At 68.9% G+C, this 14,419-nt stretch carries 14 protein-coding genes and 1 pseudogene; 2 read left to right on the top strand and 13 right to left on the bottom strand.

Going from position 1 to position 14,419, the window contains the following annotated elements; genetic code table 11:
- Positions 1 to 90: 90 nt before the first annotated feature.
- From AB0M27_RS43070 to AB0M27_RS43040, 7 genes and pseudogenes are all read right to left on the bottom strand, one after another.
- Positions 91 to 1,080 (bottom strand): annotated as a pseudogene (locus tag AB0M27_RS43070) (malic enzyme-like NAD(P)-binding protein); the annotation flags it as partial.
- A 188-nt stretch (positions 1,081 to 1,268) separates the two neighbouring features.
- On the bottom strand, positions 1,269 to 2,057 hold the full coding sequence (locus AB0M27_RS43065) for an enoyl-CoA hydratase/isomerase family protein (protein ID WP_365730922.1): 789 nt from the start codon (positions 2,055 to 2,057) through the stop codon (positions 1,269 to 1,271).
- Between the two features lie 46 nt (positions 2,058 to 2,103).
- Positions 2,104 to 3,036 (bottom strand): alpha/beta fold hydrolase, encoded by a 933-nt coding sequence (locus AB0M27_RS43060; protein ID WP_365730920.1) that lies wholly within the window; start codon positions 3,034 to 3,036, stop codon positions 2,104 to 2,106.
- 24 nt (positions 3,037 to 3,060) lie between these two features.
- Complete coding sequence (locus AB0M27_RS43055; RefSeq protein ID WP_365730918.1) at positions 3,061 to 4,269, bottom strand: alpha/beta fold hydrolase; 1,209 nt, start codon at positions 4,267 to 4,269, stop codon at positions 3,061 to 3,063.
- A gap of 8 nt (positions 4,270 to 4,277) precedes the next feature.
- Positions 4,278 to 5,003 (bottom strand): flavin reductase family protein, encoded by a 726-nt coding sequence (locus AB0M27_RS43050; RefSeq protein WP_365730916.1) that lies wholly within the window; start codon positions 5,001 to 5,003, stop codon positions 4,278 to 4,280.
- 340 nt (positions 5,004 to 5,343) lie between these two features.
- Entirely contained in the window at positions 5,344 to 6,285 is a 942-nt protein-coding gene (locus AB0M27_RS43045; RefSeq protein WP_365730914.1) for a D-2-hydroxyacid dehydrogenase family protein, read from the bottom strand.
- A 388-nt stretch (positions 6,286 to 6,673) separates the two neighbouring features.
- Positions 6,674 to 6,829, bottom strand: coding sequence for a hypothetical protein (locus tag AB0M27_RS43040; RefSeq protein WP_365730912.1), 156 nt, complete (start codon positions 6,827 to 6,829; stop codon positions 6,674 to 6,676).
- A 296-nt stretch (positions 6,830 to 7,125) separates the two neighbouring features.
- On the opposite strand from AB0M27_RS43040, the gene AB0M27_RS43035 reads away from it, so the two are divergent.
- Both AB0M27_RS43035 and AB0M27_RS43030 read left to right on the top strand, forming a co-directional pair.
- Positions 7,126 to 7,974: an MBL fold metallo-hydrolase gene (locus AB0M27_RS43035; protein WP_365730909.1), complete on the top strand. Its 849-nt coding sequence runs from the start codon at positions 7,126 to 7,128 to the stop codon at positions 7,972 to 7,974.
- A 253-nt stretch (positions 7,975 to 8,227) separates the two neighbouring features.
- The gene (locus AB0M27_RS43030) at positions 8,228 to 8,833 is read left to right on the top strand and encodes a CGNR zinc finger domain-containing protein (RefSeq protein WP_365730907.1); all 606 of its coding nucleotides are present in this window, start codon (positions 8,228 to 8,230) and stop codon (positions 8,831 to 8,833) included.
- Positions 8,834 to 8,983: 150 nt separating this feature from the next.
- On the opposite strand, the gene AB0M27_RS43025 is transcribed toward AB0M27_RS43030, so the two are convergent.
- From AB0M27_RS43025 to AB0M27_RS43000, 6 genes are all read right to left on the bottom strand, one after another.
- On the bottom strand, positions 8,984 to 9,178 hold the full coding sequence (locus tag AB0M27_RS43025) for a hypothetical protein (RefSeq protein WP_365730905.1): 195 nt from the start codon (positions 9,176 to 9,178) through the stop codon (positions 8,984 to 8,986).
- A 120-nt stretch (positions 9,179 to 9,298) separates the two neighbouring features.
- A complete protein-coding gene (locus tag AB0M27_RS43020) occupies positions 9,299 to 9,472 on the bottom strand; it encodes a hypothetical protein (protein WP_365730903.1) in 174 nt (57 codons plus the stop codon).
- Positions 9,473 to 9,913: 441 nt separating this feature from the next.
- Positions 9,914 to 10,513, bottom strand: a complete 600-nt coding sequence (locus AB0M27_RS43015) for an ATP/GTP-binding protein (RefSeq protein ID WP_361978118.1) — start codon at positions 10,511 to 10,513, stop codon at positions 9,914 to 9,916.
- Positions 10,510 to 10,941 (bottom strand): DUF742 domain-containing protein, encoded by a 432-nt coding sequence (locus AB0M27_RS43010; RefSeq protein WP_365730901.1) that lies wholly within the window; start codon positions 10,939 to 10,941, stop codon positions 10,510 to 10,512. The genes AB0M27_RS43015 and AB0M27_RS43010 overlap by 4 nt, the downstream gene beginning before the upstream one ends.
- Positions 10,942 to 10,983: 42 nt before the next feature.
- Positions 10,984 to 11,457 carry a roadblock/LC7 domain-containing protein gene (locus tag AB0M27_RS43005; RefSeq protein ID WP_361978124.1) on the bottom strand — a complete coding sequence of 158 codons (474 nt, stop codon included), beginning with the start codon at positions 11,455 to 11,457 and terminating at the stop codon, positions 10,984 to 10,986.
- Positions 11,454 to 13,961 carry an ATP-binding protein gene (locus AB0M27_RS43000; RefSeq protein ID WP_365730899.1) on the bottom strand — a complete coding sequence of 836 codons (2,508 nt, stop codon included), beginning with the start codon at positions 13,959 to 13,961 and terminating at the stop codon, positions 11,454 to 11,456. Before AB0M27_RS43000 ends, AB0M27_RS43005 begins: the two co-directional genes overlap by 4 nt.
- Between the last annotated feature and the right edge of the window lie 458 nt (positions 13,962 to 14,419).

Here is a 14,419-nt window from a genome sequence, read left to right as displayed (position 1 = left end):
CAACCTGAGCCTCGCTCTCTGGCCATCCCCTCGATCGCACCCGGCACTCGGGGCACTACGCGCTGCCCCGCAGTTCCGGATTCACATCTCAGCGAGGACGTTGTTGATCGGGTTCGGACAGTCGCTGCGGCCGGTTGCCTTGACGGCTGCGTATGCGCGGGCGATGTCGGGGTGGATTTCCGGCACGGGGTTCGCCATGGCGAAGATGAATGCTCCCTCCGCCATGCCGGCGACCGCCGCTTCGGGGACCGTGCCGCCGGAGACGCCGACGATGACGTCGGCGCCCGCCAGGGCCTCCTGCAAGGTGCCGGTGAGTCCGGCCCGGTTGGTGTGGAGGGCGATGTCGCGCTTGCCGGCGGAAAGGTCGCTGGGCTCACGGTGCACGACGTCCAGACGATCGGTCACCGCGACGTCCCCGATGCCCGCCTCCACAAGGATCATGGCGATCGCGATGCCGGCCGCCCCGGCGCCGGAGACGACCACGCGCAGATCGGCGAGCCGGCGGCCGGTCAGCCGGGCGGCCTTACGAAGGGCTGCCAGGGTGACGACGGCTGTGCCGTGCTGATCGTCGTGAAAGACCGGGTTGTCGAGACGGTCCTGGAGCTTGCGTTCGATCTCGAAGCACCGGGGTGCGGAGATGTCCTCGAGATCGATGCCACCGAAGGACGGCGCGAGTTGGGCGACCGTCTCCACTGTCTCGTCCACATCCGTGGTCGCCAACACGATAGGCACGGCGTCCACCGCGCTGAACCGCTTGAACAGGACCGCCGTGCCCTCCATGACGGGCAGTGCTGCCTTGGGCCCTATGTCGCCCAGGCCGAGCACCGCGGTGCCGTCCGAAACCACCGCGACGGTGTGCGGGGCCCAGGTGTAGTCGTGTGCGAGCCCGGGCTGTTGGGCGATGGCTGAACGCACCTCGGCGACGCCGGGCGTGTAGGCGGGGAAGAGGTCCTCGCTCCCCCGCAGCGGCACCGTTGCGGCGATTTCCATCTTGCCGCCGCGATGGAGCGCGAAGACCGGTTCCCTTGCACGGTCAGCGGTTGCCGGACGCTCTGCTGATGCAGGGCTCTGTGTGTCCATCAATGATCCCTTTGCCGGCGCGCCAAGTCGGCTCGCCGATGCGGCTGGTGGTACGGAGATCGGCGTCGGTGCGGCGTGATGCCGTCGCATCGACGGAGAGGGCTTTGTGCAGACCGAAAGAGGCGCGTGGTCCTGAGCCCCGGGAGGGCCGGGGCCGGGTGGCCGGTGACGGCCACGAGTTTGGGCCGTCAGCGGCCCTGGAAGTCGACTCCGGGGCGGGGAAGCCCGGCCTTGAACGCCTTGACCGCAGAGTCCAGACCAGCCGTGACGTCGTCGGTTTCGAAGAGTGGCATGGCGATGTCGAACATGGCCTCGTCCGCCGCCGAGACCCCGCCGATGGCCCAGGCGCGCAGCAGGGCCTTGTGTGCGGCATAGGCACGGGTGGGGCCCTTGGCCACCTTGCGGGCGAAAGCCGTTGCCTCGGTCAGCAGTGCGTCGTCGGGGACCACCCGGTTGACCACGCCGGCGCCGGCCATGACCCTGGCGGGCACCTGCTCGGAGGTGAGTGCCCATTCCGCGGCGCGTGCCCGGCCGGCCCGTTCGGCCACCCGGTAGATCCCGCCGAGCAGCGTGACGATGCCCAGCGTCTGCTCGGGGTGGCCGAAGCGGGCCGTCTCGGCGGCGAAGATCACGTCGGCACGGAGCGCGAGTTCGAGTCCGCCGCCGAAACACAGCCCGTGGACGGCGGCGACCACCGGGAGCGGCAACCTTTCGAGCTGGTTGAAGACCTGCATGTAGCGTTCGAAGAGGGAGCGCAGTTCCCGTACGTCCGTCTCCGGCCAGTCGACGATGTCGCCGCCGAAGCTGAAGTCCGGGCCCTCGGCTCGTACGAGGACGGCGCGGGCGCTGCTGTGGCCGATCGCGTCGAGGGCCTCGGCGAGTTCGGTGGCCATCCGAGGATCGATGCGGTTCTGCGGCGGGTTCGTCAGAACCAGCGTGGCGAGACCCTCATCAAGGGAGTACGTCAGATGGGGCATGGCTGTTCCTTCATCTTGGACCGGTCATACCGGCGGTTTGGGCCGGTCATGCCGGCGGTGTGGCCCCGGCTCCGTCGGCCTGCGGGGCGAGGTGCTGACGGAACCAGGCGAGGGCCGCGGCGCTGGCCTGGTCGAACTGAGTGGTGTACGGGTCGAAGTGGCCACCCGCGATCAGCTGCAAGCGCTTGGGCTCCAGCGCACGCTCGTAGGCCGCGAGCGCCAGGTCGGTGACGGTCACGGTGTCGTTCAGGGCGACCAGCATGAGCAGCGGGGTGGGGGAGACCCGGGTGACCCAGGTCCCGGGCTCGTACATGCGGGCCGCACGGGTCGAACGGACCGTGACCTCGTTCTCCCACACGCCGTCGGGCTTGGGCTGCAGGTAGAAGTCGATGGCGTCCTTCGACCGGTAGGACGCGGGTACGCCGGGGTCGCTGCCGACAATGGCCTGGGTGCGAGGAGCCGCACCCCGGAACCGGGCCCGCTCGTCCTCGGAGAACGACTCCTCGAGGGCCGCCACGGCATCCGGTGCGATGCGGCGCAGCCCCTGTTCGTAGCCGCTGATGGTCGGCACCTGGGAGACCACGGCGCGTAGCCGGCGGTCGGTCGCGCCCAGCACGATGGCGTGACCTCCTGCGTAGCTGGTGCCCCATAGTCCGATCCGGTCGGTGTCGACCTCGGGCCGGCTCTCCAGATAGGAGATGGCCCGCCGCCAGTCGGCGATCTGCTGCCAGGGGTCGACGTCCTGCCGGGGGAGCCCGTCGCTGGCACCGAAGGTGCGGTGGTCGTGCAGCAGGACGACGAACCCGTCCTCGGCGAACGCTCGCGCGAAGGGTTCGAGGCCGTGGTCCCTGACTCCCGCGTAGCCGTGGGCCATGGTGATCGCCGGATGCGGGCCCGGCCCCTCCGGCAGGAAGAGCCATCCGCGCAGCGTCACTCCGCCGTCGGCCTCGAATGCGACATCCTCGCGTTCAACCATCATCAACCTCCTCGATGGAACCGGGACTCAGCCCTGGTGGAAATGTTCGGCGTCGACCACGCCACGCAGCCGTTCGCGCAACTCGGCGGAGAACCGCTTCACGGCGTCGAGAGGTCGGTGATGGATGGCGGCACGCGCGATCCGTCCCTCCCCGTCCTTGGTCAGGATCGTCACGCCTTCGAGGCGCATGCCTCCGAACGCCGTGGCTCCCCACTCCAGGTAGGTGCGGCGCCCGTTGACGACCTCCTCGGTGAAGGCGAGCGACTCGTAGATGGCGCTCGCCGCACCCATCACCCGCTCGACCTGGTCGCGGCCTTCGACGGGGCGGGTGAGCACGCTGGCCTCCAGCACCACGTCGGCGGCGAAAGCCTCGCCGAACGCGCCCGGCGACTTCGCCGCGAAGGCGTTCGTCCAAGCCTGCGCAGGCACGGTCCCCGACGGGGTCGTGCGGCCGGAGAACGGCACACCGGCAAGGAAGTCGTCGATGTGGCCGGCAACCCTGGCCGGCTGCTCAATGTGCACCCAGTGCCCGGCCCCGCTGACCGGCACCGAGCGCACCGAGCCGAACCGCGGCAGGACGTGCTCACCCACCAGTTCCTCGGTGACGAATCCGTCGTCGCCGCCGCGCACCACGAGTGTGGGTCCCTCGAAGCGGCTGGGGCGCCCGCCCGCGGGGTGGCCCGTGTTCCAGCAGTCGGCGAAGTCACGCACGGCCTCCGGACGCATGCGTGCCCCCCCGACCACCAGACGGTCGAGTTCGGCCGCCGGCCAGGCGGGCGACAGCTGCATCCTCACCGCGCGCTGCGCCGCGGGATCGCCTCCCAGGGAACGGAACCGCTCGATCACTTCATCGGGCAGCTGCGTGCCTGCCAGCGGTACTGGGTTCACCAGCACCAGGCCCGCGGCCCTCTCGGGCCGTTCGGCGGCGACGAGTTCGGCGACCGCCGCTCCCAAGCTCTGCCCGACCACCACGAAGCGCTTGCCGACGGCGTCGACCACAGAGCCCACCTCGGCCGCGAACCGCTCGTAAGCGAATGGTCCGCTCGCCTCCGTTCGATCGCCGCAGCCGGCCAGGTCGAGTGTGACCCGTTCGACTCCGGACGTGGTGAGCGAGGAGATCATGTCGTCCCAGACGTACTGGTCATCCAGGAAGCCGTGCACGAACACCGCGGCGAGTTCGCCCTCGCCCTGGCGTCGGAACCGCACGTCGCTGTGCCCGATCCGTTCCGTCTTCATCCTCGTTCTCACTTTCCGGGAGCCGACGTCGAGCCCGAAGGGGACCATTCCTCGGTGTCGATCGGGGACCAGTCGGTCGGCTTCGCGTCCAGACGCTGCATCCGGCGTCCGTGCCGGGATTCGAGCAGTTTCTCGTCAAGGGGTGTGGTGAAGACGTTGTCGACCAGGGTGTATTCGGCGGCGAGTCGGCCGACTGCCGGCAGCGCGGCGGTGTCGATGCGTCCGCGATCCAGGTACAGGTCGTCCCTGACGTGGAACCGCACCACCTTGCCCCACACGACGTGATCGACCCCTTCGTCGCCGACTGGAATGATGCGGTCGACGACGCACTCGAAGGAGATCGGCGCCTCCTTGACCCGGGGCGGGCGCACTACCACCGACGGCTCCTTCTGCAGTCCGAGCACGTCGAACTCGTCCACACCGGGCTCGAACTCGAATGCCGAACTGTGCATGGCGTCGGCCTGCGGCAGCGTCGCCATGTTGGTGACGAACTCGCCGGTGTCACGGATGTTGATGTACGTGTCCTTCAGCGTCTGCCCGTCCGCCAGTGGCTGCAGCGTGAGCGAGACCATGGGCGGCTTCCGCCCCACTGCGGTGAAGAAGGAGACGGGCGCCAGGTTGGCGACGCCCTCCGTGGAGACCGTGCTGACCCAGGCCACGGCACGCGGAATGATGCTGCCGATCAGCAGTTTGTACGCGTGTGTGGAATCGAGTTCCGCGGCGTCGATGATCATTTGGAGACCTCCGTAGATTGCGTCCGGCTCTTGGAGCCAGCTGCCGCGACAGGTGCCGCAGATGCGACCTGCGAGGCAGCGCCGGGCGGAAGGAGCGGCTGCCCCCGTCAGCCCTCGCCGACCCTTCCTCGAAATAAGCATACGTGCTTCACCTATGTCCAACGGGGGCAAGAGTCGGAGGCATTCCCGGATGAAGGAGGCGGAATGGAGGAAATGTGCGGAAAAGGGGGTGGAGTGCCGCTTGTGACAGATGATGCGACTGCCTGATGTGCCACGGGAGACCGGTCTGCAGGACGGCGGCCAGGCGCGGATCGAGGGCGCCGGGGCGCCTTGCCGGGTGTCAGGACAGCACGCGAACGGGCGTCCCTGCTCCCCATGCGGCGATGTCCTCGAGGGCGTCCCGATAGAAGACCTCGTAGAGATCCCGGCTCACATAGCCGATGTGTGGTGTCACCACGACGTTGTCGAGTGAACGCAAAGGGTGATCGATCGGCAGGGGTTCGCGATCGAAGACGTCCAGCGCAGCTGAACCGATCTTCTTCTCGGCCAATGCCCCGAGCAGCGCCGCCTCGTCCACCACAGGTCCGCGCGATGTGTTCACCAAAATCGCCGTCGACTTCATGAGACTCAGTTCACGCGCACCGACGAGACCTCGGGTGCGCTCGCTGAGCACCACGTGAATGCTGAGTACGTCGGAGCGAGTGAACAGTTCGTCGCGCGAGACATACGCCGTCCCTTTCGCCTGCGCGTCCGCCGGCGTGAGGTTCTGGCTCCAGGCGATGGTCTCCATTCCGAAGGCGCGCCCGAGCTCCGCCACGGCAGTGCCCAGTCGCCCGAGGCCCAGCACCCCCAGCGTGGCCCCTCTCAGGCTCACCCCCAACCCCTCTTGCCAGCGACCTCGGCGCACGGCGTCCACCTGCTGCGGGATCAAGCGTGCCGCGGAAAGAATGAGGCCCCAGGTGAGTTCGACCGTCGGGTGCGAGAAATAGCCTGTGCCGCAGACGGTGATGCCCAAACGGTGCGCGGCGTCCAGATCGATTGCGGCGTTGACCGGTCCGGTGGTGACGAGCAACTTCAGGCGGGGCAACTTGTTCAGGGTCCGGGACGGAAAGGGGGTCCGCTCGCGCATGGCCACCACCACCTCGTACTCGACGAGCGCCGCCACGGCGGCACCCTCGTTTTCGAAGGCGTCGGTGAAGACGTGCACCTCGGCGTCGAGTGAATCCCAGTCGGCCAGGCTCAGCGCAACGTTCTGATAGTCGTCCAGAATCGCGATTCTCATTGCGGATTCCTCCCGCTCTTGCCAGTCGCGCCGACATGCCGGTGGGTGGGGTGGGACCTTCCTGGTGGCGCAGTTGCTCCGGCGGGGGTCGTGACGGCGTGACGGCCAGACGTTTCGATGTATTCCATGTTCGTACTCATCCCGGAGCGAGGGGGCGCTCACCTCTGCTGGGCTGCTCGGCGATCAGGGCTGGCCGCCCAGCGGCGCCGAAGGCTGGACGGTCAAGGACGGCGTCTTCGCACGCCGGGCCGCTCCTTTCGCCGGTGGTGGCGGCCGTCCAGGGCAGGGTGGAACACCCGGATTCCGCGGCGTGAGGTGACGCGGGTTACCGGCGGCATCTCCATCGCGGCGAGGACGAGCTGAATTTGGCTCCGACGGCTGTGTCAGGTCAGAACGCGCGGGCAGTGGGGCTTTCGTCGAGAAGTCGGACGGCGTCCGGCAGATGCCGCCGGGTTCGGTCGAGGACGGCGGGATCGTCCGGGAGGTCCGTGTTCTTGTGGCCGGCCACGACGTTGCGCGGCTCGACAGGACCCTCGGCGGGCACGGGCCGGGTCAGAAGCGGGCCGTCGGGGATCAGGCCGGGGAAGCGCCGGACCGCTCCCCCCAGTCACCGACCTGCTCGGTCTGTTCGCGGGTGAAGGGCGGATCGACCAGGACGGCGTCTTCGTCCCCGAAGGTCAGCGTCGATGGCATACGACATATGTGTATCCAAGTTGACTCTGTCGATGGCTCGACGTACTTTCGGCTGGAGAAGTACGACAGGCCAGGCAGCCTGCGCAGGTATCGGCCCGGCTGATTGCAGCTCGCACGGGGCTGCCTCTGAGTCCCAAGGAAGCGATCATGCCCGGAGCGCAGCTGAGCTGGAGTGTCCACGTAGCGCCGTCGATCCCCACCGAGATCGCGGACCTGCCGCCCGACCTCCCCCGACGCATGTGGTCGCCCATCACGGCCACACTGATCACGGGCGAGCGTGATGCGGTTCTCGTCGACGCGCTGATGACGGCCGAGCAGGCCGACCGGCTGGCCGGCTGGGTGGCGGCGAGCGGCAAGAACCTCACCACCGTCTTCGTGACCCACGGGCACGGCGACCACTGGTTCGGGCTGGGTGCCCTTCTCGAACGCTTCCCCGGCGCGCGCGCAGTGGCGACGCCGGCGGTGGTGGAGCAGATGAAGAAGCAGATGGCGCCGGAGTTTGTCGCGTCGTTCTGGAACAAGCGCTTCCCAGGGCAGATCCCGGAGCGGCTCGTCGCGGCGGAGCCGCTGGCCGGCGATCGGCTGGAGCTGGAGGGTCACGACCTGGTCGTCGTGGGACTGGGTCACACGGACACCGATGACACCACGTGTCTGCACGTGCCGTCGATCGGCTTGGTCGTGGCCGGAGACGCCGTCTACAACGATGTGCACCTCTACCTCGCCGAATCGCCTGCCGAGGGCCGCCGAGCCTGGCTTGACGCGCTGGACACCATCGCCGCACTGCAGCCCGAGGCGGTGGTCGCGGGACACAAGAACCCCGAGCGGCCTGACGACCCGAGGGCGATCGCCGAGACCCGGCGCTACATCCGCGACTTCGAGGCAGTGGCAGGGCGCACCGCGACCACCCTCGACCTCTACCGCGGCATGCTGGAACTGCATCCCGGCCGGGTCAACCAGGGAGCCTTGTGGGGCTCGGCCAGGTCCGCCAAGGGCTGAGCGGTCGGCCCTGGCCGTTCATGGACTGGGGCGAAGCGGATGCTGTCGTCGTCGGCAGAGGCGCATACGACCTCCAGACGCTTCTGTCCGTGGGCCCACCTGAGCTCTGGGCCTGCACTGGCGAACCGGCCACAGCCTGCACCGATCTCCAGGAAGCTGACACCGGCATGCGGAGAGTTACAATTTCAAATGTAATAAGCAAATATGCTATGGGGATGTTGTCCTAGCTGTCGTCACGGAAAGAGATCCGAGAATGTCCTGGACTGCGACAGCCCGATACGGCCTGGAGTCCGCCCCGGGCGGGCTGGCCTTCGTGCAGGACCTGCTCAACACACGGTCCGCCGGCAAGCCGCGCGAGCCCGACCTTCTGCAGTCCGTCGAGGGCGCCCGTGCTTGGCTCGACCAGGCACTGACGAGCTGGAGTGGCGCGACCAACCGGCCCGCACCCAGCATCGAGCTCGCAGTCGAGGACGTACAGGGCCTCTGCGACTTCCGTCATGACCTGGCCCAGATCCTGCGGGATCAGGCCGCCGACTCGGCTCGGGAGCCGGGCCCGGCGGCTTCGCTGATGACCTTGCCCACCGCCCTGCGGATCGACGAGCACGGCCACATCCAGGCCGAGCCCCGCGGTACGGGATGGCGACAGGTGGCGTCACTCGCCCTCATCGAGGCCTACCAAGCGCAGTCCACCGACACGCTGCGCCGCCTGAAGTCCTGCCGAAACGCGCGCTGCATGGCTGCCTTTTACGACCGGTCCCGCAACAACAGCGGCGTCTGGCACGACGTTCGCGTCTGCGGCAATGCCGCCAACCTGCGCAACTATCGGGCGCGCAAGCGGGCCGGCGCCGACCAGGTCTGACAGCCATCTCTCCGGCGCGGTCCTCGCACGTGTGCCTCCAGGATGCTCGGTCGCCACGACCGGCGTCCGGAGCCGTTTGCGCAGCTCGGCGGCGCCGTGCGCTGCGAACGATGTCGACAAGTGGCAGGTTGCGCACTACGCACGCGCCGGTCACCAGTCTGCCGACCGACGAGCCGGCATCTGCGCGGTCACCGCGTCCGACAGCTCGTCCGGTACGGCGACGACGACCTCGGCGGCCGCCACGATCCACTGGACCACGCACCCCGGCTGAGGGAAGGCCGTGACGCGACGGCCGGCCTCGACACCCGGCGCCACAGGAGTGTTCGGGCCGATCGCCTCCACCACACCGGTGTCCTCGACCGCGGCTGGAACCGGCGTTGCGGCCCTTCCCGGGTAGGCCTCGACGGCCTGGAGCTCACCAGGGCGCGTGCAGCGGGAATACGGTGGTGCGGAAGAAAAAGACCCTCACCCGCCGACGTCCTGGAGCAGCATGTGCCTCGCGCTGAGTGCGCGGTCCAGCTGCGTCAGCCGCCCGCCCTCACGCAGACCGCCGAGAACCAGGGCGGCGAATCCGAATTCGGCCGGCCAGTCGGCCACGACTGCCTTCGCGTCGGCGTCGTCACCCGCGTAGAAGTCCACTTGCCGGCCCTCGGCATGCCGGGTGTCCGCGGCGATGAACGGAGCGAACAGGGTGTTGGTCAGGCGCCTTTTCTGCGTCTAGAAGAAGCCCAGCCTCTTCGGTGAGTACGACACCAGCAAGTTCTTCGTCTGCTCGCGGTACACGAGCTTGATACCCGCTGACCTGCAGATATGAACGCAGATCGGGGCAGCCCGTAGTGCCTTGGCCCGCGGCTGGCTCGGATCGCACGCGTACCAACATGCCGCCCGAGCAGACCGGATGACGTTTCGGCACCCGCAGCGCCAAGGTAGCCGTAGCTATGGAGGCTGGCTACAGTGCCCTGTTCGTGAGCTGGAACGCCGGCCCTCAGCTGAGCCGGCGGGCCATCGGCGTGCTTCGACACCGTCGCCTGGACGACCCGGCGGTGCGGCACCAGGGCGCAGTCTTGGCCGCGACGGCCGTCAGCCCTCGGCCCGCTTCAGCGCCAGCTGCAGGACGGCCAGCAGCGCGTCGCGTACAGAGCCGCGCCTGCGGGCGTCGAAGGTGATCAGCGGGACCTGGTCGGCGATGTCAAGGGCCCAGCGGACCTCGTCCAGGCTGTGCTGGATCTGGCCGTGGAAGGCGTTGATCGCGACGACGAATGGTATCTGCTTGTGCTCGAAGTAGTCGACCGCGGCGTAGCAGTCGTCCAGCCGCCGGGTGTCGACGATGACGAGCCCGCCGAGGGCTCCCTCGACGAGGTCGTCCCACATGAAGCCGAACCGTTCCTGCCCGGGCGTACCGAACAGGTAGAGCTTCAGGGACGAGTCGATGGTGATGCAGCCGAAGTCCATGGCGACCGTGGTGGTCGTCTTGCGCGGCGTGTGGCTGAGGTCGTCCACGCCCGCCGCGACCTCCGTGATGGACGCCTCGGTGGTAAGCGGGGCGATCTCGGAGATGGAGGCGACGGTCGTGGTCTTGCCCACCCCGAAGCCGCCCGCGATGACCAGTTTGACCGGCAGTGGGGGCCGGGCGGCGGTTTTCTCGGCGCGGCCGCGGGCCGCGGTCTCGGTCGGTGTCACGGAATTGTCTCCCGGGAGTCGGTAATGGCCCGCAGACCATCGATAACCCTGCGCAGTACGGAGAGGTCGTGGGCAGCATCGGCTTTGGGCACGTAGACCGACAAGTGCCCGGCGGACTCCAGATCCTCGGCGAGGACCCGGACGACGTTCAGATGCAGCCGCAGCTGCGCCGCGACCTCCGCGAGCGACTGCGGCAGCCGGCACAGCTCGACGATGTCCCGTTGTTCGAAGGCCAGCCGTTCCAGTCCCGCGATGCCCGCCACGGTCGATACGACCTGGGTCTCCAGGGGCATCGGCGTGGCGGCCGTGGTGCCCGCCACCCGGCCCGCGGTGACCAGGAACGGCCGCACGGAGGGGGCACGTCGGAGCGGGTCGGCGGCCCGCCCGGTGTCGGCGTCCCCGTCGGCTTGCATGTCGCCGGCCGTCATGGTCGCTCCTTCCCCTCGCCCCGAGGTTCCCCCCTGGACCGGTCACCCGGCGTGTGACGAACCGACGTTGTTCTTCAGTTCGAGTACGAGCTGCGGGCTCAGCGCTGCACCGGCCCGGTTGGCGAAGAGCGTCATCTCGTACGCGATGTTGCCCAGCTTTGCCTCCTTGGACGTGACCACGCCGAGCACGGCGCCGCTGCCGATCGCGGAGACCAGGACGTGCCCCTCCTCCAGATCGATGATCACCTTGTTGAGGCCACCGAGACCGTAGTTGCCCGCAACGCCGGCCGCCAGGCTGGTGATGCCGGAGACGATGGCAGCGAGTCGCTCGGAGTCGGAGGTGTCGCGTAGTTGTGAGACCGCGATCAGCAGTCCGTCGGAGGACACGGCGATAACGTCGACCACGCCTGCGGTCTCGGTGGCGAAACGGTTGAGCAGCCAGGTGAAGTCGGCTGCGGCGGCCCGCAGGTCGCTGGGCGCGGTCTGCTGGGAGGTTTCATCTGTCGGCGTTGTCACTGCTCCGCTCCTTCCGGGAACGCTGCTTGGTGCTGGGTGTTATTGGGGGCCGTGCCGTCGGAGGTGTCGCGGTGCGCGCGCTCCACGGCGGCTTCGAAGTCGTCGAGTTCCGAGCGGACCGCGTCCGCGTCGGCGATACGGGGCGCCTCGCGTACCGCGTGCCCCCCGGTCTCGCCAAGTGTTGCCCGAAGCGTGGCACCACGCACTCGGCGGTTCAGCGGACGTGGCCCGCCAGCCTCCAGTTCACCGGCGGGGTGCTGGACGGCGGGTTCGGCGGGCAAGGGTTCGGTGGCACCGCCGGCGCGGACCCCCGAGGGATGCTGATTCTGCGGCACGCGCTGCGGCAGCGGGGCGGCTTCGGGACGTCGGTGGTCCTCGGCCGGCGGCAGCGCGGCGCGACGTTGGAGGAGGCCGGGCGCGGGGTGCGCGGGGGCCGAAGGACGGGGCTCCGCCGACGACGGGACGGACAACGCGGACTTGCCGCCGGCGGTGGCGTCGTTGGCTTCGTGCGCCCGGCCGGAGTCCTCCGCGAGCGGGCTCATCTGGAGCAGCAGCGCAGAAGGAAGCGCCACGCGGCTAGTGACGCCGCCGCCCGGTGTGGGGCTCAGCGTGACGCGGACACCCCAGCGGCGAGCCAGGTTGCCGACGACGAACAGGCCGAGCACCTTGGTGGGCACCAGATCGAGGCGTTCGCGGCGGATCAACCGGGCGTTCTCCTCGGCGAGCCGTTCCTCGCTCATCCCCAGCCCGTGGTCGCTGATCTCGATCAGGGCGCCCTCGGGCCGGGTGCGCACCCACACCTCGACGGGGCTGCCGGACGGGGAGAACGCCACCGCGTTCTCCAAGAGCTCGGCGATCAACAATGTCAGGTCGGCGACGATGTCGGGACCCACCGTGACATCCCTGTCGCCGGACAGGGAGACGCGTTGGAAGCCCTCGATCTGCCCGAGTGCGGCCCGTACGACGTCGGTGAGCGCGGTGGGGCCGAAGTCCAGGCCGGTCTCGCGGACGCCGGCCAACAGCATCAGGCTGTCCGCGTTGCGCTGCAGACGCACCGCGAGGTGGTCGATGCGGTAGAGGCGGTCGAGCAGGTCGGGATTGGTCTCGCCGCGCTCGACGGCATCGATCAATAGAAGTTGGCGCATCGTCAGATTACTTACACGGCGGCCGACGTTGCCGAACATCTCGGCCACGTTGCGGCGGCTGAGCACCTGGCGTTCCAGCAGCGCGGCGGCGGCGGTCTGGACCCGGTTGAAGGCGTCCGCCAGGTCGCCGATCTCGTCGCGCGCAGTGACCGGCATCTTGCGCAGCCGGGGCGGGCTCGCGTCGTCGGCGTCGTCGTCGGCCACCCTGGCGAGTTCCTCGCCGGCCACATCAGCCACCTGGGTGGCGGCGGCGGTGAGGGCCTGCACGGGCCGGATCACCGAGCGGCGGATGACCACCGAGAAGGCCAGCCAGAGGGCGAACCCCAGGAGCGCGCTGCCGAGCAGCCACGCAGCTCGCGACCACGCCCTGCTGGACGTCTGGTCGACGTGGTCGGCGATCTGGCCGATCAGCGAGCCGGTGATGCGCAGCCGGTTTGCCCCCTGTGCCTGGTAGTCCGGGTACGCCCGCAGGGCCTTGGCGAATGTCTTCCGGAGCTCGTCCTGTCCCTGGGCCTTGAGGGCGCTGGGGTCGGTCTGCATCGCCGCGTATTGCTGCAGAATGCTGTTCCACGTGGGGGTCTGCTGGACTCTGGCGAGTTCTGTGCTCTGCGCTTCGGTGGAGAACCGACCGAAGCGAGCGGTCTGGTAGCCGTAGAGCTGCGTGTCGCCGACCGCGGCGTTGTACTCGATCAGCGCGTCGCCGTCGCCGGTCTGGGCGGAGAACACCGCGGTCTCGAAGTCCTTGTAGGAGGCTGTGGCGTGCAACAACGAGTCCAGTTGGATGGCGGTGATGGTGTCGCTCATGGCGTGGACGAGGCCGAGGCCGTCGATCAGGCCATTGACCGGGGAGAGGTACCCCTGGTCGATGCCGGCGAGGGGCAGGTAGCCCCGCTCGACGGTGGTCCGGAGGCTGCCCAGGCCGCCGATTTGCTTGAGGGCGTGCGCCTCGTTGGCCGACAGGCGGGCGCCGAAGGTCTGGCGGACCTTGTCGACCTGGGCGTCCACCGCGGCCTGGGTCTTTCGGTAGGCGGCGGCCGAGGGGTGCTCGCCGGGGGTGGCGGCCTCATACCGGAGCGACAGCAGCAGCGCCTGCTGGTGCTCGCTCTGCAGTCGGTCCACGAGTTCGGTGACCGGTCGGCTGTCGCGGACGAGTTGTGCGTCCGCGGCGGCGCCCTGTGCCTGCCCCACCAGCCCGCTGATCGCGTAGGCGATCAGCAGGCCGATTACCACCAGCGGCACGCCGACCAGCACGCTGACCTTGCGCCGGAACGGCCATCGGTCGGCGAAACTCCCTTCGCCGCGCCGGTCTCGCGGCGCCGGGTCCGGCCGCGCGGGCCCGCTCACCTCGTGCACTGACACCAAGCCCTCCTGTGCGTCTTCGCCTCGGCATCGCAAACGCCCCGGCGGCCGAACGGACCAACCGGAATCTGGGAACCGGTCTTTCGGGACGGCGCGCGAGGCCCTTGACCAGGCGCGTGATACCCGTTTCGAACCGGATACGGAACGAAGGGGACCAAGACGGACCGACCGCATCGTCTCGATCACCAAGTCAACTGCCGGGAGATTACCGCTTCTTGCTGAAACATCAACTACTGCGTCATCCCATATCTCCGGCAAGAATCACGGCCGACACCGGCGAGGGGCGACCACCCGGCATCGATGCCAATCGGTGACCAACGCGCTCTTGATCCGGTCGGAACTCGCTCGGGCCGGTCTCGAATTGAGGCCGCGTACGCCGTCGCCCCCGGCCAGCCCGTGACACCCCATTCGCTGGCCACGACGACGATGCGTCCCCCTCCGCTCCTGCGCATCCCGGG

The organism is Streptomyces sp. NPDC052107 (assembly GCF_040680215.1).
Lineage (GTDB): Bacteria > Actinomycetota > Actinomycetes > Streptomycetales > Streptomycetaceae > Streptomyces.
The sequence above is the reverse complement of the archived record's forward strand: the minus strand, read 5'-3'. Positions and strand labels throughout refer to the sequence as shown.

What these genes read in the sequence shown, in the direction of transcription:
- AB0M27_RS43010 (WP_365730901.1), bottom strand. Translation starts at nt 10,941, where the DNA reads ATGACGGCCGGCGACATGCAAGCCGACGGGGACGCCGACACCGGGCGG.
- AB0M27_RS43065 (WP_365730922.1), bottom strand. Translation starts at nt 2,057, where the DNA reads ATGCCCCATCTGACGTACTCCCTTGATGAGGGTCTCGCCACGCTGGTT.
- AB0M27_RS43035 (WP_365730909.1), top strand. Translation starts at nt 7,126, where the DNA reads ATGCCCGGAGCGCAGCTGAGCTGGAGTGTCCACGTAGCGCCGTCGATC.
- AB0M27_RS43030 (WP_365730907.1), top strand. Translation starts at nt 8,228, where the DNA reads ATGTCCTGGACTGCGACAGCCCGATACGGCCTGGAGTCCGCCCCGGGC.
- AB0M27_RS43050 (WP_365730916.1), bottom strand. Translation starts at nt 5,003, where the DNA reads ATGATCATCGACGCCGCGGAACTCGATTCCACACACGCGTACAAACTG.
- AB0M27_RS43045 (WP_365730914.1), bottom strand. Translation starts at nt 6,285, where the DNA reads ATGAGAATCGCGATTCTGGACGACTATCAGAACGTTGCGCTGAGCCTG.
- AB0M27_RS43055 (WP_365730918.1), bottom strand. Translation starts at nt 4,269, where the DNA reads ATGAAGACGGAACGGATCGGGCACAGCGACGTGCGGTTCCGACGCCAG.
- AB0M27_RS43060 (WP_365730920.1), bottom strand. Translation starts at nt 3,036, where the DNA reads ATGATGGTTGAACGCGAGGATGTCGCATTCGAGGCCGACGGCGGAGTG.